The organism is Bifidobacterium angulatum DSM 20098 = JCM 7096, assembly GCF_001025155.1.
Taxonomy (GTDB): Bacteria; Actinomycetota; Actinomycetes; order Actinomycetales; family Bifidobacteriaceae; genus Bifidobacterium; species Bifidobacterium angulatum.
Genome location: NZ_AP012322.1, coordinates 668,963 through 685,264 on the forward strand (window position 1 = coordinate 668,963; position 16,302 = coordinate 685,264).

At 61.4% G+C, this 16,302-nt stretch carries 10 protein-coding genes and 1 riboswitch; of the genes, 5 read left to right on the forward strand and 5 right to left on the reverse strand.

Going from position 1 to position 16,302, the window contains the following annotated elements:
* Nucleotides 1-22: 22 nt before the first annotated feature.
* The 5 genes from thiC to BBAG_RS02725 all read right to left on the reverse strand — a co-directional run bounded on the left by thiC (nucleotide 23) and on the right by BBAG_RS02725 (nucleotide 9,371).
* Nucleotides 23-2,593 carry a phosphomethylpyrimidine synthase ThiC gene (gene thiC, locus BBAG_RS02705; RefSeq protein WP_033508598.1) on the reverse strand — a complete coding sequence of 857 codons (2,571 nt, stop codon included), beginning with the start codon at nucleotides 2,591-2,593 and terminating at the stop codon, nucleotides 23-25.
* Between the two features lie 207 nt (nucleotides 2,594-2,800).
* Nucleotides 2,801-3,709 (reverse strand): hydroxyethylthiazole kinase, encoded by a 909-nt coding sequence (locus BBAG_RS02710; protein WP_003825822.1) that lies wholly within the window; start codon nucleotides 3,707-3,709, stop codon nucleotides 2,801-2,803.
* A riboswitch (TPP riboswitch) is annotated at nucleotides 3,701-3,810 on the reverse strand. It overlaps the preceding gene by 9 nt.
* An 86-nt stretch (nucleotides 3,811-3,896) precedes the next feature.
* Nucleotides 3,897-5,045: a hypothetical protein gene (locus tag BBAG_RS02715; protein ID WP_003825824.1), complete on the reverse strand. Its 1,149-nt coding sequence runs from the start codon at nucleotides 5,043-5,045 to the stop codon at nucleotides 3,897-3,899.
* Between the two features lie 495 nt (nucleotides 5,046-5,540).
* Nucleotides 5,541-7,415 carry a type IV pilus twitching motility protein PilT gene (locus BBAG_RS02720; protein WP_003825827.1) on the reverse strand — a complete coding sequence of 625 codons (1,875 nt, stop codon included), beginning with the start codon at nucleotides 7,413-7,415 and terminating at the stop codon, nucleotides 5,541-5,543.
* Nucleotides 7,416-7,625: 210 nt separating this feature from the next.
* On the reverse strand, nucleotides 7,626-9,371 hold the full coding sequence (locus BBAG_RS02725) for a GspE/PulE family protein (protein ID WP_003825829.1): 1,746 nt from the start codon (nucleotides 9,369-9,371) through the stop codon (nucleotides 7,626-7,628).
* A 303-nt stretch (nucleotides 9,372-9,674) separates the two neighbouring features.
* On the opposite strand from BBAG_RS02725, the gene BBAG_RS02730 reads away from it, so the two are divergent.
* The 5 genes from BBAG_RS02730 to BBAG_RS02750 all read left to right on the forward strand — a co-directional run bounded on the left by BBAG_RS02730 (nucleotide 9,675) and on the right by BBAG_RS02750 (nucleotide 16,300).
* Nucleotides 9,675-10,484 carry a type IV pilus modification PilV family protein gene (locus tag BBAG_RS02730; RefSeq protein WP_003825831.1) on the forward strand — a complete coding sequence of 270 codons (810 nt, stop codon included), beginning with the start codon at nucleotides 9,675-9,677 and terminating at the stop codon, nucleotides 10,482-10,484.
* A gap of 92 nt (nucleotides 10,485-10,576) precedes the next feature.
* Complete coding sequence (locus tag BBAG_RS02735; RefSeq protein ID WP_231855890.1) at nucleotides 10,577-11,266, forward strand: PilW family protein; 690 nt, start codon at nucleotides 10,577-10,579, stop codon at nucleotides 11,264-11,266.
* 760 nt (nucleotides 11,267-12,026) lie between these two features.
* Nucleotides 12,027-12,473, forward strand: a complete 447-nt coding sequence (locus tag BBAG_RS02740; RefSeq protein ID WP_003825838.1) for a type IV pilin protein — start codon at nucleotides 12,027-12,029, stop codon at nucleotides 12,471-12,473.
* A gap of 115 nt (nucleotides 12,474-12,588) precedes the next feature.
* Nucleotides 12,589-13,866 carry a type II secretion system F family protein gene (locus BBAG_RS02745; protein WP_003825840.1) on the forward strand — a complete coding sequence of 426 codons (1,278 nt, stop codon included), beginning with the start codon at nucleotides 12,589-12,591 and terminating at the stop codon, nucleotides 13,864-13,866.
* A gap of 22 nt (nucleotides 13,867-13,888) precedes the next feature.
* A complete protein-coding gene (locus BBAG_RS02750; protein WP_003825842.1) occupies nucleotides 13,889-16,300 on the forward strand; it encodes a hypothetical protein in 2,412 nt (803 codons plus the stop codon).
* The last annotated feature ends 2 nt before the right edge of the window (nucleotides 16,301-16,302 follow it).

Below are 16,302 nucleotides of genomic sequence, written 5' to 3' on the forward strand. Positions count from 1 at the left end.
CTTTCAGCCTACTCGCAGTCGTTCAGTCCTGCCGGGCTTCGGCCACGAGCCTTTCCTGCGCGGCCGCGTCGCCGAACTTTTTGCGAATATTCTGCGAGATGGCCATGGAGCAGAACTTCGGGCCGCACATGGAGCAGAAATGCGCCATCTTCGCGGGCTCGGCGGGCAGCGTCTCGTCATGGTAGGCGATGGCGGTGTCCGGGTCGTAGCTCAGGTTGAACTGGTCGAGCCAGCGGAATTCGAAGCGTGCCTTGCTCATCGCGTTGTCGCGGTCCATGGCGTGCGGGTGGTGCTTGGCGATGTCGGCCGCATGGCAGGCGATCTTGTAGGCGATCACGCCCTGTTTCACATCGTCCTTGTTCGGCAGGCCGAGGTGTTCCTTCGGTGTGACGTAGCACAGCATGGCGGTGCCGTAGCGTGCGATCTCCACGCCGCCGATGGCGGAGGTGATGTGGTCGTAGCCGGGGGCGGTGTCGGTGGTGAGCGGGCCGAGCGTGTAGAACGGCGCATCGTTGCAGATGGCCTTTTCCATCTCGATGTTCATGCGCACGGTGTCGAACGGAATATGGCCCGGTCCTTCGATCATGACCTGCACGTCCTTGGCCCAGGCGCGCTTGGTGAGTTCGCCCAGCGTCATGAGTTCGGCCAGCTGCGCCTGGTCGTTCGCGTCCGCGAGTGAACCGGGGCGCAGGCCGTCGCCCAGTGAGAACGCCACATCGTATTTGGCGAAGATGTCGCACAGTTCGTCGAAATGCGTGTACAGGAAGCTTTCCTGATGATGCTGCAGGCACCATTCGGCCATGATCGAACCGCCGCGCGAGACGATGCCGGTCATGCGGTTGGCGGTCAGCGGCACGTAGCGCATGAGCACGCCGGCATGGATCGTCATATAGTCCACGCCCTGCTCGCACTGTTCGATCACGGTGTCGCGGAACAGCTCCCAGCTCAGCTTGGACGCGTCGTCCTCCACCTTTTCCAGCGCCTGGTACATCGGCACAGTGCCGATCGGGACGGGGGAGTTGCGCAGAATCCACTCACGCGTGGTGTGGATGTCGTTGCCGGTCGAAAGGTCCATCACGGTGTCGGCACCCCACTTGGTCGCCCAGGTGAGTTTCTCCACCTCTTCGTCGATGGACGAGGTGACGGCCGAATTGCCCATGTTCGCGTTGAGCTTGGTGAGGAACTTGGCGCCGATGATCATCGGCTCGGCTTCGGGGTGGTTGATGTTGCACGGCATTACCGCGCGGCCCGCGGCCAGTTCGGAGCGCACAAGCTCCACGCTGCAATGCTCGCGTTCGGCCACGTAGCGCATTTCCGGGGTGATGATGTTGTGGCGTGCATACCACATCTGCGTCACCGGATGGTCCTTGGCGCGCATGGGCTTGTGCTGGCGGCCGCGCCACTCCTTGGATGCCTTGCCGCGCTTGATGGCACGCTTGCCGTCATCCTCAAGATTGCGGCGGCGACCTTCGTATTCCTCCACGTCGCCACGGTCGCGGATCCAGTCGAGACGAAGCGGCGCCAGGCCTTCCTTCGGATCGCACTTGGGACCTTCCGTGTTGTAATCCTTGAACGGCGGGTTCGGGCCGACGCCGGGGGTGTCGGACAGTTTGATCTCGGTGTACGGCACTTCCAGATCGTAGGTGCCGAACTGGTTTTCGAAATGAATCGGCGTGGTCTTGCGGATATGCGCCTTGTCGCGCTGGGTGCAGCCGCGGGCCGCGATGTCCACGCGCTGCTGCTTGGCCAGCTTGGAGGCGGCCTTGGCCTCCTTGGCGTTGGTGAACTTCTTTGCGGCGGGCTGTGCCGGCTGCTGGCTGGCGTTCTCCGCAACGGCTGCCGGGCGTTGCGCGTAGCCGTGCCTCCTGTCGCCGCGCACGGCCTTCCAGCGCGTCACCATCTCACGGGTGGCGGCTTCCGGATCGTCCGCGCCTGCAATGGCGGACACCACGAACCAGCCGGCAGCGTCAGTGGAGGCCAGCATCTCCATATCGTCGGCGTGCACGCCGCCGCCGACCACGACGGGGAAATCGCTTGCCGCGCAGATGGTGTTGATCTGTTCCTCGTCAAGCGTGTGGCCGGAGCCGTCGTTGCCGCCCACGGAGGCTTCGGGCTTGGTGGTGGAGACGTGCAGCGGGCCGGCGCCGATGTAGTCGATGCAGCCTGCCGGCAGTTCGTTGATGAGCTTGACCAGGCTTTCGGTTTCCGCGGACAGGCCGACGATGGCGTCCTCGCCGAGCAGCGCGCGGGCTTCGCGCGGTTCCATATCGGTCTGGCCGATATGCACGCCGTCCACTTTGATGCCCTTGTTGCGAGCCTGCCAGACCACGTCCACGCGGTCGTCGATTACGAACGGCACCGTGTCGGACTTATTGTTGTCCTCGATGATCTGCGCGATGTCGCGTGCGGTTTCGGTAAGTTCCTTGGCGTCCATCTTCTTGGCGCGCAGCTGGATGAAGGTGGCGCCGCCACGCAGGGCGTCGTCCACCACGTCGGTGACCGGTCGGCCTTTGCAATCTTCCGGGCCTACGACGAAGTAGGCGCTCAGATCGAAACAGCCGCGCATGGATGCGTATGGGAAATTATTGCTCATTGGTGTCCCCTTATAGCTTGATATGGAAGGAAAGTGTGGATGGATTTCGCCGCGCGTTACGGGTATCTGTATGCGTCGTGCTGCTGCACGGAAAGCCGGTCCACGGGCTTGCGCGTGTGTCGGCACGGAGCATGACGGTATGCGCCAAATGCTGCGTGCATACCCGTCTGGCAAGCGGCTTGATACGTGTGGAAGCCGCTTCGACGGTCAGCCGATCAGAATCTCGGACTGAGCCACCTGTTCTGCGGTGACGTTCCACAATGCGTCGAGGAACGCGACCTGGAAGGAGCCCGGGCCGTTGGACTCACGTTCGGCGATTTCGCTGGCACGGTTGTACAGCAGCGATGCCGCGATGGAGGCGGTCAGTGGTTCCGCCACGGCCAGGTAGGTGGCGGTCACGCCGCCAAGCGAGCAGCCGGCTCCGGTGATCTTCGTCATCATCGCGCTGCCGCCGGGCAAACGGTATACGGTCTCGCCATCGGTCACCAGATCGGATGCGCCGGATACGGCGACCGCGCCTTTGCCGCCAGCGGCATGCTGTGCAAGATAGCGTGCCAGTCGTTTGGCGGCATCCACGGCGGCTTCCACCTCGTCCACGGCTTCCACGCCGGCAGGGCGGGTGGTCTCGCCTTCAGCGCCGTCGTTCGCGCCAAGCTCCCACATGGCGTCCAAGGCGATGATCTCGCTGGCGTTGCCGCGAATCACCGTCGGGGGAGCAGTCTTGAAGGACTGCAGGATGGCGGTGCGGGTCTTGCCGATGCCAGCGGCCACCGGGTCAAGCACCCACGGCTTGCCCAAATACTGCAGTTTCGGGGCGATGTCCGCCAGCGCGTCCTTGTAGAACGGCAGCAGCGTGCCCACGTTGATGTATGTCGAACCGGCGATCTTCGCGGTATCCACGATATCGTCCGGCAGAAAGCTCATGGCCGCGGTGCCGCCAGCGGCAAGCTGGGCGTTCGCCACCAGGTTGATGGTGACGAAATTCGTGAACGACTGCGCCAGCGGCGTGGTGGAACGTACGTCGCTCACCGCCTGTGCGATGCGCTCGCGAATCGGGTCTGCTGCGGAAATCGCGGAAACGGCTGCTGTGCCGTCAGTGTATGAGCTGTCACTCATTGCGCTGCTCCCTACGTTGGTCCTAACCAACAGGTTCAAAGGGTCAGGCGTTCGCCTATCTCAGCCTCCCGCGCGTGCGGGAAGCCCCCCTGCATGTACAAATACGGTTTTCAACGTATACAAGGGTATTGACCAAGGGTATTGACATGGCGGCGCGATGCTGGTAAAAGCATTGACACCGCGTGGCTTACGCACAGGTGCCGTTGTGAATGGACTGCGCGATCTGGTCGCTCTGCGCGTCCATCGCATACGCGGCCAAACCCTGCTGACTGCCTGCGATGCGCTCGCGGCTGGCGCCGAGGAACTGCACCGCATACGAATTGGTCACCGCCTCCGTCCGGTTCGCGGCGATCTCAGGCTCGGTGGTGCCGCACACGATCATGATCGAACGATGCGCCAGCTCATGCTTCGTGTAGTCGACCAGCAGCGGACTGCGCTCCACCGTGGGCCACTCCGGGTGTGTGGTCAGCATGTTCACCTCGTTGCGGCTGGCTTGCGAGCCGCCACAGAAGAAGCCGATCACCATGTCGGCGTTGTCGTCTCCGTTGTCGTCGGCGCCGGGGCAGCCGTATACGCTGGTCTGTTTGACCTGCACGCCCAAGGTGGACGCCACCGATTGCGCCGTGCCCAGCCACCCGGCGGCATCCATCGCGCCCGCTTCGGTCGGCACGGCAATCTGCGCCGCGTTCGTCTCTTCCGTGTGCAGGCTGGCTATGGAATCCGCCACCTGTTGGCGCACCCGCTGCTCCAGGTTGTACAGGCTTTTCAGATCATCGAGATGCTCCTGCAAGGTCTGGTATGAACGCTGCTTGCCATAGCGGGAAACGAGTTCGTTGATGGCGGCTGGGTCGTCGACCTGTACCATCCAATGCCCGCCATCGGTGCGGAAATCGTTGGCGAAACTGGTTTCCATGGCGTCGATAAGCGCGGCTGTTTGCGTTTGCATGGTATTCGCGGCGTTGTTGAGCCTGTCGACGGTGCCCAGCAGGGTGGTTCGCGGGGTGAAGACGAACTGGGCGAATGGCGAATCCGAAGTGAAACGCGTGAGACTGGCGCTCGCGGCCAACTGGTCATAATCGGCAACGGCTTGGCGAGTGGACGTGATGGCGCTTTGGAAATCGTTGGCATGCATGGTGCCTTGCGCGAAATCCATACTTGCCGCTGCGGTGGCGCGTGTGGATTTCGCGGATTCGATCACGGCGCGAATGTCTGCCAGCTCGCCGCTGGAAATCTGCCCGCGGCCGGCAATGCCAATGCCTCCGGCCACGATCAGCAGCGCGATGAGAATCCTCGCCGCAATGCGCGAACCACGTCGGTTGGCATCGTAGAACATCATCCTGCGTCAGCCCCTTTTTCTGTAATCGCTCTTCCCTAGGCGTTTCCTCGGATTGCGCTCTTTTGGATTATGCCCCTCAGAGCATCCATGCCTGCCCAGTCTATCCCAGGTCGTTCTTCTTTCATGCGGTCGTGGTGACTCGCTTGTTTTTGCGGCGGATCGGTGTGCCGCCGCGTGAAGATGAGCACGAATGGTATGAACAGCTGTAGTCCGGGATTCCGTAGGTGGTTTTTGCATTCCGTAGGTGGTTGGGCTTGGAAAGCGGTTGCGGAAACCGCTGTATTTCAGCCGTCTCCATTCGCGGTTTCGGAAGGCGAACACCTACGGAACCGCAAACCCCCTACGGAATTCTCCAGAACAGCAGGGAATATGTGCCGTCGTTCGCTCTGATCGGATTGCTCAAAACAGAAGGGTGTGAAGCCGTTTGTCTGCTTCACACCCTTGGGGCGGTTACGGAAGAAAGAAAAGCGTCTCCGGATTCCGGCTCCGCCGCTTCTAGAACACGGACCGGGCGCCGGCCATCTTCTCGAACTCCTCAAGCACCTGCACTTTGGCGAGGGCGTCCTCGTATTTCACGGTGCCCTTGTTCACCAGGCGCGCCAGATCCTGGTCGAGCGTGTGCATGCCTTCCTTTTCGCCGGATTGCAGCACCGTGCGGATCTGATGGGCTTTGCCGCCGCGGATCAGTGCCGCCACGGCCGGGGTGTTGAGCATCACTTCGGTGGCGGGCACTCGGCCATGCCCGCTGGCGCGGGGCAGTAGGGTTTGCACGACCACGGCGCGCAGTGTGGACGCCACCTGCATGCGGATCTGCTGCTGCTGGTTCTCCGGGTATACGTCGATCAGACGGTCCACGGTGGAGCCTGCGTCCTGCGTGTGCAGGGTGGCGAACACCAGGTGGCCGGTTTCCACTGCGGTCAATGCGGTGGAGATGGTCTCCAGGTCTCGAAGCTCACCTACTTCGATGATGTCAGGGTCTTCGCGAAGCGCTCGCTTCAGCGCTTCGGCGAAGCTTTTCGTGTCGGTGCCCACTTCGCGCTGGCTCATTACGCAGCGCTTGTGCTGGTGCACGAATTCGATCGGGTCTTCGATGGTGATGATGTGGTCGGCGCGTTCCGCGTTCGCCTTGTCTACGATCGCGGCCAAGGTGGTCGACTTTCCGGAGCCGGTCGGGCCGCATACGAGCACCAGTCCGCGCGGCAGCAGCGCCAGGTCGGCGATGCGCGGGTCGAGGTCGAGCTGCTTGGCGGTTTTGATTTCGGTGGGGATGGTTCGTAGCGCGGCGCAGACGCCCAGGCGGTCGTGGTATACATTTACGCGGAAGCGTAGCAGGTCGCCGATGGAGAATGAGATGTCGAGTTCCAGATCGTCTTTGAAGCGTTCGAGTTCCAGATCGTTGGTCATGGTCTGCACGGCGGCGAAGGTGTGGTCTTTGTTCCACACGCTCAGGTCTTTGGCGGGCTGGAGTTTGCCATCCACGCGCAGCATGGGAGGGTCGTTGATCACCAGGTGCAGATCGGAGGCGTTCAATTCCACGAGCTGGCGGATGGCGGCTACGAACTCGTCGTCTGCGTCGGGGTGTTCGGCGCGTAGGGTTTCCTCTACGAGCCGGGCTTTTTCCAGCCGTTGCGGCGGGATGGCGTCTTTGTCGGAGCCGGTGGTTTCCGGCACTACGAAATCGGTGACGGGCAGCGGTGAGGGAATGCTGTTCAATGGGATTTTCGGTGTTGTGCCGGTGTCGCGCGTGAATTCGGGGTCGAGTTCGGGCATGCGCGCCGTCAATGGCTCGTCTTGTTGCTCTTCGAACGTGTTTTCGGGCATGGTGTAATAGTCTTCGACCGGCGTCATGGAGGGCTTTTGGGCTTCGGGGAATGGCGCGGGGCGCTGTGCGGGCGTGGAGGGGGCCGGTTTGGAGAACCAGGGTTTGGTGTGGCGTTTGTTGCCGTCGCCGTGTGCTGTGGCGTCGACTTGGCTCGGGGCGGACTGGCGTGAGGTCGGCTGGTGCTGGGCGGCTGTGGGCGAGGCTGCGGTTGCGCCGTTGGCTTTCCTGTGTTCGTCTTCGTTGCCGCGTGCCGTCTGATTGGCGTTGTCGGCGTTCTCTGCGTCGTCGCCTTCGGCTTTCGGGGCCGGTTTTGCCGGGACAATCGATTCGACGGTCATTTGCACGGCTGGTTTGCCGTTCAGTGATTCGAAGATGCCCATCATGTCGGATGCGTTGGCTCGCAACGCGTCTTCGGATGAGCCGTGGCGACCGCGTTTGTACGATTCGTTGAGCGAGGGGGCGGTGCCGGGAATGGTCACGCCTTTCAACCCGGCCAGATATGAGCCATTGTCCGAATCCCACTCGGCCTGCTCTGCCGCATCAGTCATGTGTTGTCCTTAATCTCGATTGCTTTCTTCGTTGAAAATCTTGGGGGAGCGCCGCCCCGGCGCATTGGCCGTTGGGCGGCTGCCCGATGAGCGCGGGTACAGTGTGCATGAACGTGCATGAACGTGCATGAACGTGCATGCACGTGTATGAGCGTGTGCCGTGCCGCCGGTCACAACCACGAAATCGGTGGCACGTCATCGTCCACGCTGCTACACGGTGACGCGCAGCACCTCGTCCACGGAGGTGATGCCTTCCAGCACCTTCTGCCAGCCGTCGTCACGCAGACTGGTCATGCCTGCGGCCTCTGCCGCGGCCTGAATATCCAGCGAGGTGGCGCCCTTGGCGATCATGTCCTCCATCTTCGCGTCCACGCCCATCACCTGCTGGATGGCCACGCGCCCGCGATACCCGGTGTTGGAACATTCACGGCACCCCACGGGGCGGTACACGGTCGGCAACGGGTCGCCCGGCTTGTACGGCACGCCCATCAGCTTGAGTTCCACCGGTGTGGCCTGGTCGGCCTTGCAGCATTTCTTGCATAGGCGTCGCGCCAGTCGTTGTGCCATCACGGCGGCCAGCGACGAGCTCACCAGGAACGGTTCCACGCCCATTTCCGTCAAACGGGTTACGGCGCTCGGCGCATCGTTGGTGTGCAGGGTGGAAAGCACCAAATGGCCGGTCAGCGAGGCTTCGATGGCGATGTTCGCCGTTTCGGCGTCACGGATCTCGCCGATGAGCACCACATCGGGGTCGGCTCGCAGGATGGAACGCAGTGCCGCGGCGAAGGTCATGCCGGCCTTGTTGTTCACCTGCACCTGGTTGATGCCCCTCATGCGAAATTCCACAGGGTCTTCGACGGTGATGATGTTGATCTCCGGCTTGGCCACGTCGCCCAGTGTGGCGTACAGGGTGGTGGATTTACCCGAACCGGTCGGACCGGTGACCAGCACCATGCCGTATGGGCGCGAATACGCTTTGGAATACACTTCGAAGTTGCGTTTGCTGAAGTTCAGATCCGCCACCTTCAGGTTGCCTGCCGGGGTGCTGAGGATTCGCATGACGATTTTCTCACCCCACACGGTCGGCAGTGCGGCCACACGCAAATCGACCTTCTCGCCGTTGTGCTTGACGGTGATGCGGCCGTCCTGTGGCTTGCGGCGCTCGCCGATGTCCATGTCGGACATCACCTTGATACGGCTGATCACGCCGGCGGTCATGGCGCGGGGTGCCCGCTGGAACACGTGCAGTACGCCGTCGATGCGGTAGCGGACGAGCAGGCCGTCCTCCTGCGGTTCGATGTGGATATCGGAGCAGTGGTCGTCGATGGCCTGGTTGATGAGCAGGGTGACGAATCGTGCGACGGGCGATGACGCTTCGGCATCGTCCTTTTCGAGGTCGATTTCCTTTTTGGCGGTGACGGCGACCTCATGCGAGATCTCGTCGAGCTCGGCGTTGGCGCGCAGGTGTCGGTTGATGGATTCCTGCACTTGGGATGGCATGGCCACCATGGCGATGACGGGCATGCCGGTGATGGCGGAGACGTCGTCGATGGCGGAGAAGTTCTTCGGGTCGGCCATGGCGATGGTGAGTCGCCCGTTGATGATGGACAGCGGCAGCAGGTTGTTGCGGCGGCACAGGTCATCGGGCACGAGTTTCATCACGCTGTCGTCGATCTGGTATTCGTTGAGGTCCACGAAGGGGAAGCTCAGGCTTTGCGCCAGGGCCAGCGCCTTGGCGCGTTCGGTTTCCTCGTCCATTTTCTCGTCGCCGTCTTCGGGCATTTCCGGCTTGGGCAGCGTCATGTTTTCGGCGGCGTGCCGTGGCACGGCTCCGGTGGGCGTCGGTGCGAACACCTGTGGGATGTCGCCGGTGCTGACGTGCGGCGCGGTGTCGTCTTCGTCTTTGTTTTTCCGTCTGAAATTGAACAGAGCTCCTGCGGCGTCACTCATGCTCATGACTCCTCCTCCCCGCCCCGCACGCCACTGTGGGGCTTGTTCGTCCGCGGTTTCGGAGCTTCCGTGCTTGCCGGAGCCGCGGACTGTAACGTATGCAAAATAATTGCAGACTTTCGTAGTCATTGTAAAGGATGAATCTGGAAAAACCTAATACAGCAGGGTTTGTGAGACGTCTTCTGTTCTGAAAACGTTGGCACGGTATCGTGGTATAGTCAAGCAAAGAGTGATAATGCGTGGTTGTGTTGTCAGGTCTTATGATCGCGTGCCCACTGATGGGCGGGCGTCAGCGTGGAAGGGCTGAATATGGGGCGCAGAAGAGGCGTCGGCTCCCCGCAGGAAGGCGGGGCCGAAGGCGTGATGCTGACTGGGCGCATGTTGAAACGAGGCATGCCGAAACGTGGCGAACGGGGTTTCACGTTGGTGGAGACCATTGTGGCCGTGCTGGTGCTGAGCCTGGTCGGCTTGGCGGCGGCGCAGTTCGCGGTGACGGCGATTCGCACATCGTACGCGCAGCAGATGCGTTCCACCGCCGTCTCACTGGGCGACGATGGTGTGGAGCGTGTGCAGGCGCAGATCGCCTCGGTGAATTCCGACTCGTATTTCGACGAGCTGACCAAAGGCATGGGCGAGTCCAGAGTGGACGACGCCTATACGGCATTGCAGAAGGCCGGTGCCTTCACTGCCAACGGCGCCGTCACCACGCAACTGAAGGATCTGGGCTGGGCCGCCACGGCCGACTCCTCCGATAAATACATCCATCCGGCTCGTACCACCACCGGCAAGGATTTCAAGCAGTCCGAGTTCACGGTGTATACGGTGGTGGAGAAGGCCTACCGGCTTTCCGGCACCATGCAGGTCAAGACGGCCAGCGCATGGGGGCTTCCCAATCACGGCCTGGACTATGTGAACGGCGGCGACGCCTCGGGTGATGTGTGGACGCCCACCAAGCCGGTCACCAAGGCGTTCGAGTCCGGTTCCACCAGCACCTATGTTCCTGTGATCCGCGTGGTGGTGGGCGTGACATGGCCGGATAACCTGACCAAGAACAAGACCTGCATTTACACCACGGCCACGGTGCTTGACGTGAATGCCGACTGGAAGCTGATTGTGTGATCGGTGCCATGATGCCAGAGCAAAAGCCAAGCCGGCAGGCGTGTGAAGGAAACGGGGGAGCGATGACGATGAATAGGGAATGCGAAGCGGGTATGAGTGGTGTTGTGCGTCGGATGCGGCGTGGGCTTCGGGCAGGCTGTGGCGCTGGTCGGCGTACCGTATTCCCCGCACGGCGGGGCGAGCGTGGCGTGAGCATGGTGGAGCTGATGGTGGCGATGTTCATCTTCATGATGATTTCCGGCATCTTCCTCACGTCCATCATCCAGTTCCTGCACACCACCACCACGGATGCGATCCGCACCAGGTCGGCGTCCGAGATCGCCACGGCCACGCAGCGCATCGACCGGTATGTGCGCTACGCCTCCGCCATGGAATACGATGATGCGGCGCAGCGGGTCACCATGCTTATGCCGGGCGAGGCCGCCGGCAAGCAGCGCTGCGTGGTGCTGCAATACGATGAGGCCGCGTGGGCGAACGGCACGGTGAACACCTATGGCAAGCTGGTGCTTAAGACCAAGGATGCCGGGGCGGCTTCGTGGAGTTCGAATGTGGTGCTCGGCTCGCTGATGAACCATTCGTCGAGCAGTGGTGTCACGTCGGACGATTCCTTGTTCGGCGCGCAGATGTTCGGCCTGGACGGCATGAAGAAGGTGCTGACTTTCTCGCCGGTGGCCGGCTCGTATTCGGGCGGCAAGCCGATCACTTCGAATGTGACTACCACGTTCACCGCACGCAATGTGAAGGCCACGAACCCCACGCCGGATTTTTCGGTGTGCAGCTGAGCGGTATGAGCCGGGGCGTGGGCCGGGTCGTGTACACTGTGGACAAGTTCTCGGCTGTAATGCCCGGAGCGTTTTCGGGGCCCCGTGTCTGCCGCTGGCTGGTGGCGGGCGCGGGGCTTGTTGCTGCCACACGTGCCGGGTGCGGCTGATTGAGGAGCTTTATATATAGGTATGCCGCATATGGAGAGGTATGTGGCGGAAGCGGCGATGGCGTGCGACACGCGGGATTCATGATGCGGACACATGGTGCAGAGGGGATTTTCGGGGAGCCGGCAGGCTGGCGGAAGCGGCGATGGTCATGGATTTGTTTTTGTGTTTTCATAAACATAAACGGCGTTAACGTTTTGTGGCCGTGGCGCAGACCTTGTAACGACGGGGGTTGCGACGGGGGTATGCGTGCGAAAAAGCGGAGTGCATGATCGATAATGCATTAGTTGATGAAATAAAGTAAAGATTCTGTAATACCATCGTTTGCAGGAATTAAACGCGTTAATCAACAGATGTGGTGCAAATATTGGGTTTCTTGGTTTGACAACGGTTGCATAACGACGTACTATAGGAGCCATCAGTTCACAAAACTGAGGCCCTGCCCATAAGGGCAGGGCAAGGTGCCGGAAGTCCGCAGATGGGCGTTCGGCAACAGGAGATTGGTTGCGATTCCAATAGGTATTCCGTGGGGGAAGCACTGGTTGGAAATGTCTGTTGTGTGGGACATGAGTTTTGCAGCCACTCTCCGCTGAATTGGAGGGAAGAATCCAATATGAAGAGTGTGCAGAATGCACTGAAGCGTCGCGCCAACGGTGAAAAGGGCTTCACCCTCGTCGAGCTGCTTGTCGTGGTCATCATCATCGGCATCCTTGCCGCAGTGGCTGTTCCGATCTACCTGAACCAGCGCAAGGCCGCATGGAATAGCACCATTCAGTCTGACGTTAAGAATGCAAGTCTAGTTGTTGAGACCGCTATGACCAGCAATAACGGCAAGTTTGATAGCACTTGGGCAAAGACCTACAAGGGAAATACTGGCAAAATTGGTGATAATACCGTCACTGTATCTAAGGATGTGACGATTACGATTTCTGATTTGGGTGGCAATGCCTACGAGGTCTCTGGACAAGACACCAATGATGGAACCAAGAAGTATACATATAATTCTTCGACTGGCGAGACTAAGGAAGAAGCCAAGGCTGCTGCTCCTGCTAAGCCCTGATAAATAACGGGCTGAACATTTGATGACTGAGGTGTCGAAGGCAAATGATGCCTTCGACACCTTACTCATATTCACGAAAATATTATGTACGCCATTCGGTAATTGAGGGGAATCCATGGCCAAGGCACAGGCACAAGCGCCACTGCAGCAGAACACCACGCAGAAGTGGAAGTACAAGGGCGTCTCGCTCGACGGCTCCAAGCAGATGAAGGGCACCATCGAAGCCAACTCGCGCGATCAGGCCGTGGCACGCATCACCCAGATGGGTGCCATCCCCACCGAACTGGTGAACCTCTCCGCAGGCACCGGCCTCAACAAGAACATCGAAATCAAGGGCCTGGCCAAACTGCCCTCCAAAAAGGACTTCGCCGTCACCTCGCGCCAGCTCGCCACCATGGTCTCTGCAGGTGTCTCGCTCATCCGCGCGCTGAACATCGTCATCGAACAGACCCGCAACGAGAAGCTGCGCACCGCGCTGGCAGAATGCGCCGCCAAGATCGAAGCCGGCTCATCCTTCTCCCAGGCCATGGAGGAAAACGAGGACGACATCTTCCCGCCCGTCATGGTGTACATGGTGCGTGCCGGCGAAACCGGCGGCTTCCTTGACAAATCGCTTATCACCGTGGCCGACAGCTTCGAAGCGGACGTGCGCCTGCAGGGCCAGATCAAATCCGCCCTCGCCTACCCGGTGGTTGTGCTGTGCATCGCCCTGGCGCTCGTCGCCGTGATGCTGCTCACCATCGTCCCCATGTTCGACAACATGTACAAATCCATGAACGCCACCCTGCCGCTCATCACGCAGATCATGGTGGCCATGGGCAAAGTCGCCCCCGTGGCCATTCCGCTGGTCATCGTGGGGCTCATCGCATTCTTCATGTTCTGGCGGCGCAACCGCAACAAGGACTTCATTCGCTCCTGGTGGGAGCCGTTCCTGCTCAAGGCGCCGGTATTTGGCAAGCTCAACACCAACGTGGCCCTGGCGCGCTTCTGCAACAACTTCTCGTCCATGCTCGCCTCCGGCGTGCCGATTCTCAACGCCCTCGACATCGTGGGCTCCACCTCCGGCAACTATGTGCTCGACACCGCCTCCAAACGCGTCTCCAACCTGGTGGAACGCGGCTACCGCCTCTCCGACAGCATGGCCAGCGAAAACGTGTTCCCCACCATGCTCACCCAAATGGTCTCCATCGGCGAGGACTCCGGCGCCATCGACCAGATGCTCGCCAGCGCCGGCAAAGCCTACGACGAGGAAGCGCAATCCATGGCCAAGCAGCTCACCTCACTGCTTGAACCATTGATGATCCTGGTGCTTGGCGTGGTGGTCGGCTTCATGGTGCTCGGCCTGTACATGCCGATGTTCTCCATGTTCGACGCCATGAACGCCACCGCCTGACGGCTGGGGAGAGGAAGCAACCATGAAGCATTCGCAGCTTTGGGCAACATTGAACAAACGCTACCGCGCACGCCTCAACGCCTGCGTGGGGGAGCAGGGCGCCGCCATGCTCATGGCCATCATGTTCGTGATGGTGGTGCTCGCCACCTCCGCACTGGTATTGAGCATCCTGCTCGCCCAGGCATTGCCCTACAAGAACAACAGGGCCAATGCCCAGGCCGGCTACGCCGCCGAATCCGGGCTCGAAGCCGCATTGAGCTTCCTGCGCGAGGCCGAAGCCGGCGGCAGCGCCTCCGCACTACTGCCCACCACCGTCGCCGATAAGGGCGCGGCCGCCAAAGACGAACAGTTCACCAAAACCGCGGGCGGCACCGTACTGCTCAACAACGTCGCCGTGAATGCGGGCACCGCCAACGCCAGCACCATCGCCTACGCGCCGGCGAACATGTCGTACAAAGTGGAGATCGCCTACTTCGACGGCGACCCCGACGCCAGCGGCACCAACCAGATCACCACCACCAGCGGCCTAAGCGGCGTGAAATACGCGGTGGCCAAATCCTACGGCTACATCAACCGCTACCCGAACGGGCGCACCGGCAGCGAATCCAATCCGCTGCGCTCCATGCGAGCCGTCTACAAGTTCGAACAGCAGAGCAGCGTCACCCCGCCGCCCACGCCGCCCACCCCATCCGGTGGCGGCGGCCGCGTCGGCATGGGCTTCTACGCCGCCGCCCCATACAACGGGCGTATGGACAACCAGCCCACATGGAAGATCATCGCCAAGCCCGACTTCGACACCGACAAGAACCCGACCGGCGAAGTCAAATACGCCAACGGTTCGGGAACCTCGGGTGGCTCCGATCCCATTTCGCCCTCCAGCGTGATGAACCCGGTGAACCAGACCTGCATGCTGGCCACCACCAAGGTGGTCGACAAGGCCGAGACCCTGGACCAGATGGTCGACCCCACCGGCATGCCGCAGGTCGGCTCCGCGCTGGTCATCATCCCGCAGGCGCATAAGACCACCAGCAGCGACAGCGCTGTACGCTACACCGAACAGTGCAAGGCCAACGGCACATACTCCAAGCTCAACACATGGGTGTATTGGACGGACAACACCATCCGCCCCAGCTCCGACATGTCGCTGTGTGTCACCGGTGCAGACATCAGCAGCTCCAATATCGGAGGCGGCATCGCGGCCCCGGCCACCCTGCAGAAATGCGGCACCTCCTACGGCGTGAACATCGCCGGCCAGGCCGACTACTACACCAACACCGGTGACGACGGGCCGCAGCAGAAGGAGAAGCGCGACCCCAACAGCACGCTCAACCTGTACCAGAAGTGGGCGTTCTACAACGGCTTCATCAACGCCGGGTATTTCAACGAACTCTCCTCCGTGCAGGATCAGGCCGCGGCCTACGACAGCAGCCTGCCCGAATCGCAGGGCTTCTCGGTAGGCGGCGTGCAGAAGCAGAAGAAGACCCGCTTCCAGGTGCTGGAGGTTTCGACCAGCGTGAACCCCGGGCAGGATATTCGGTATCTGAGCGGCGGCCACTGGGCATCCAACATCGATGACTTCGCCAACCTGCAAGTCCGCTTCCTTGGCACTTCGAAATGGAGCTATGCCGCCGACGTGACCGCATGGTTCGACGTGGCTGGCGATATGGAGAACGCCACCGCATCCTTCGGCCAGGCCGGCGAAGCCGGAGCCGCCACCCAGCAGCTGGTGAACGAGACCTCCGGATTCTGCCTGTCCACCTCCGCGGACGGCACCGACACCTACACCGACACCTGCCATGTGAAATCCGGCGATTTCAACCCGTACTGCTACAAGAAAGCACTGACCGGCAACCCCGCACAGCAGGACTCCGACCTGCATGCCACGGACTACTGCAGTGCCGCCGACCACAACGAGGCCGCGCCGGACGACCACGCCGAATACGACGAGAACACCTCCACCGACGGCTCCGGCACGCCGACCAAGATCTGGAAGAGCGTAAACGGCGCGAAGAAGTACTTCGTCATTGACGGCGACACGATCAAACTCACCGACAACGAGGGCGCCGCAACGACCTTCACGCGCTACAACGCCAAGGCCGCCAACAAGAGCGACAAAGGCACCTTCCAAGCCAACGGCCAATGCCTGACCGAGGTCTACCCCGGCGATAAGATCGGCGGCGTCTCCGCCTACGCGCGCACCGACGGCAAACCGGACGTTCGCATGGCCGCCTGCGGCTCGTCCACCGACTACCTCGACCGCTCCATCAAATCGCAGGTGTGGAACGCGGCCGTGCAATGGGATTCCAGCGGCCCAAGCGGTGGCGGCAGCTCCGGCGGCTCCAGCGGCGGCACCGTCGTCACCACGCACGAAGCCTCCCAATACAAGGGATACGTGACCTCCAAGGAAATCGGCGCCACGTATACGGGCTGGTGATC

Bases quoted from the DNA above. Each gene is read 5' to 3' on its own strand.
- BBAG_RS02720 (WP_003825827.1), bottom strand. From the start codon at position 7,415: ATGACTGATGCGGCAGAGCAGGCCGAGTGGGATTCGGACAATGGCTCA.
- BBAG_RS02710 (WP_003825822.1), bottom strand. From the start codon at position 3,709: ATGAGTGACAGCTCATACACTGACGGCACAGCAGCCGTTTCCGCGATT.
- BBAG_RS02735 (WP_231855890.1), top strand. From the start codon at position 10,577: ATGAGTGGTGTTGTGCGTCGGATGCGGCGTGGGCTTCGGGCAGGCTGT.
- BBAG_RS02730 (WP_003825831.1), top strand. From the start codon at position 9,675: ATGGGGCGCAGAAGAGGCGTCGGCTCCCCGCAGGAAGGCGGGGCCGAA.
- BBAG_RS02715 (WP_003825824.1), bottom strand. From the start codon at position 5,045: ATGATGTTCTACGATGCCAACCGACGTGGTTCGCGCATTGCGGCGAGG.
- BBAG_RS02745 (WP_003825840.1), top strand. From the start codon at position 12,589: ATGGCCAAGGCACAGGCACAAGCGCCACTGCAGCAGAACACCACGCAG.
- BBAG_RS02725 (WP_003825829.1), bottom strand. From the start codon at position 9,371: ATGAGCATGAGTGACGCCGCAGGAGCTCTGTTCAATTTCAGACGGAAA.
- thiC (WP_033508598.1), bottom strand. From the start codon at position 2,593: ATGAGCAATAATTTCCCATACGCATCCATGCGCGGCTGTTTCGATCTG.
- BBAG_RS02740 (WP_003825838.1), top strand. From the start codon at position 12,027: ATGAAGAGTGTGCAGAATGCACTGAAGCGTCGCGCCAACGGTGAAAAG.
- BBAG_RS02750 (WP_003825842.1), top strand. From the start codon at position 13,889: ATGAAGCATTCGCAGCTTTGGGCAACATTGAACAAACGCTACCGCGCA.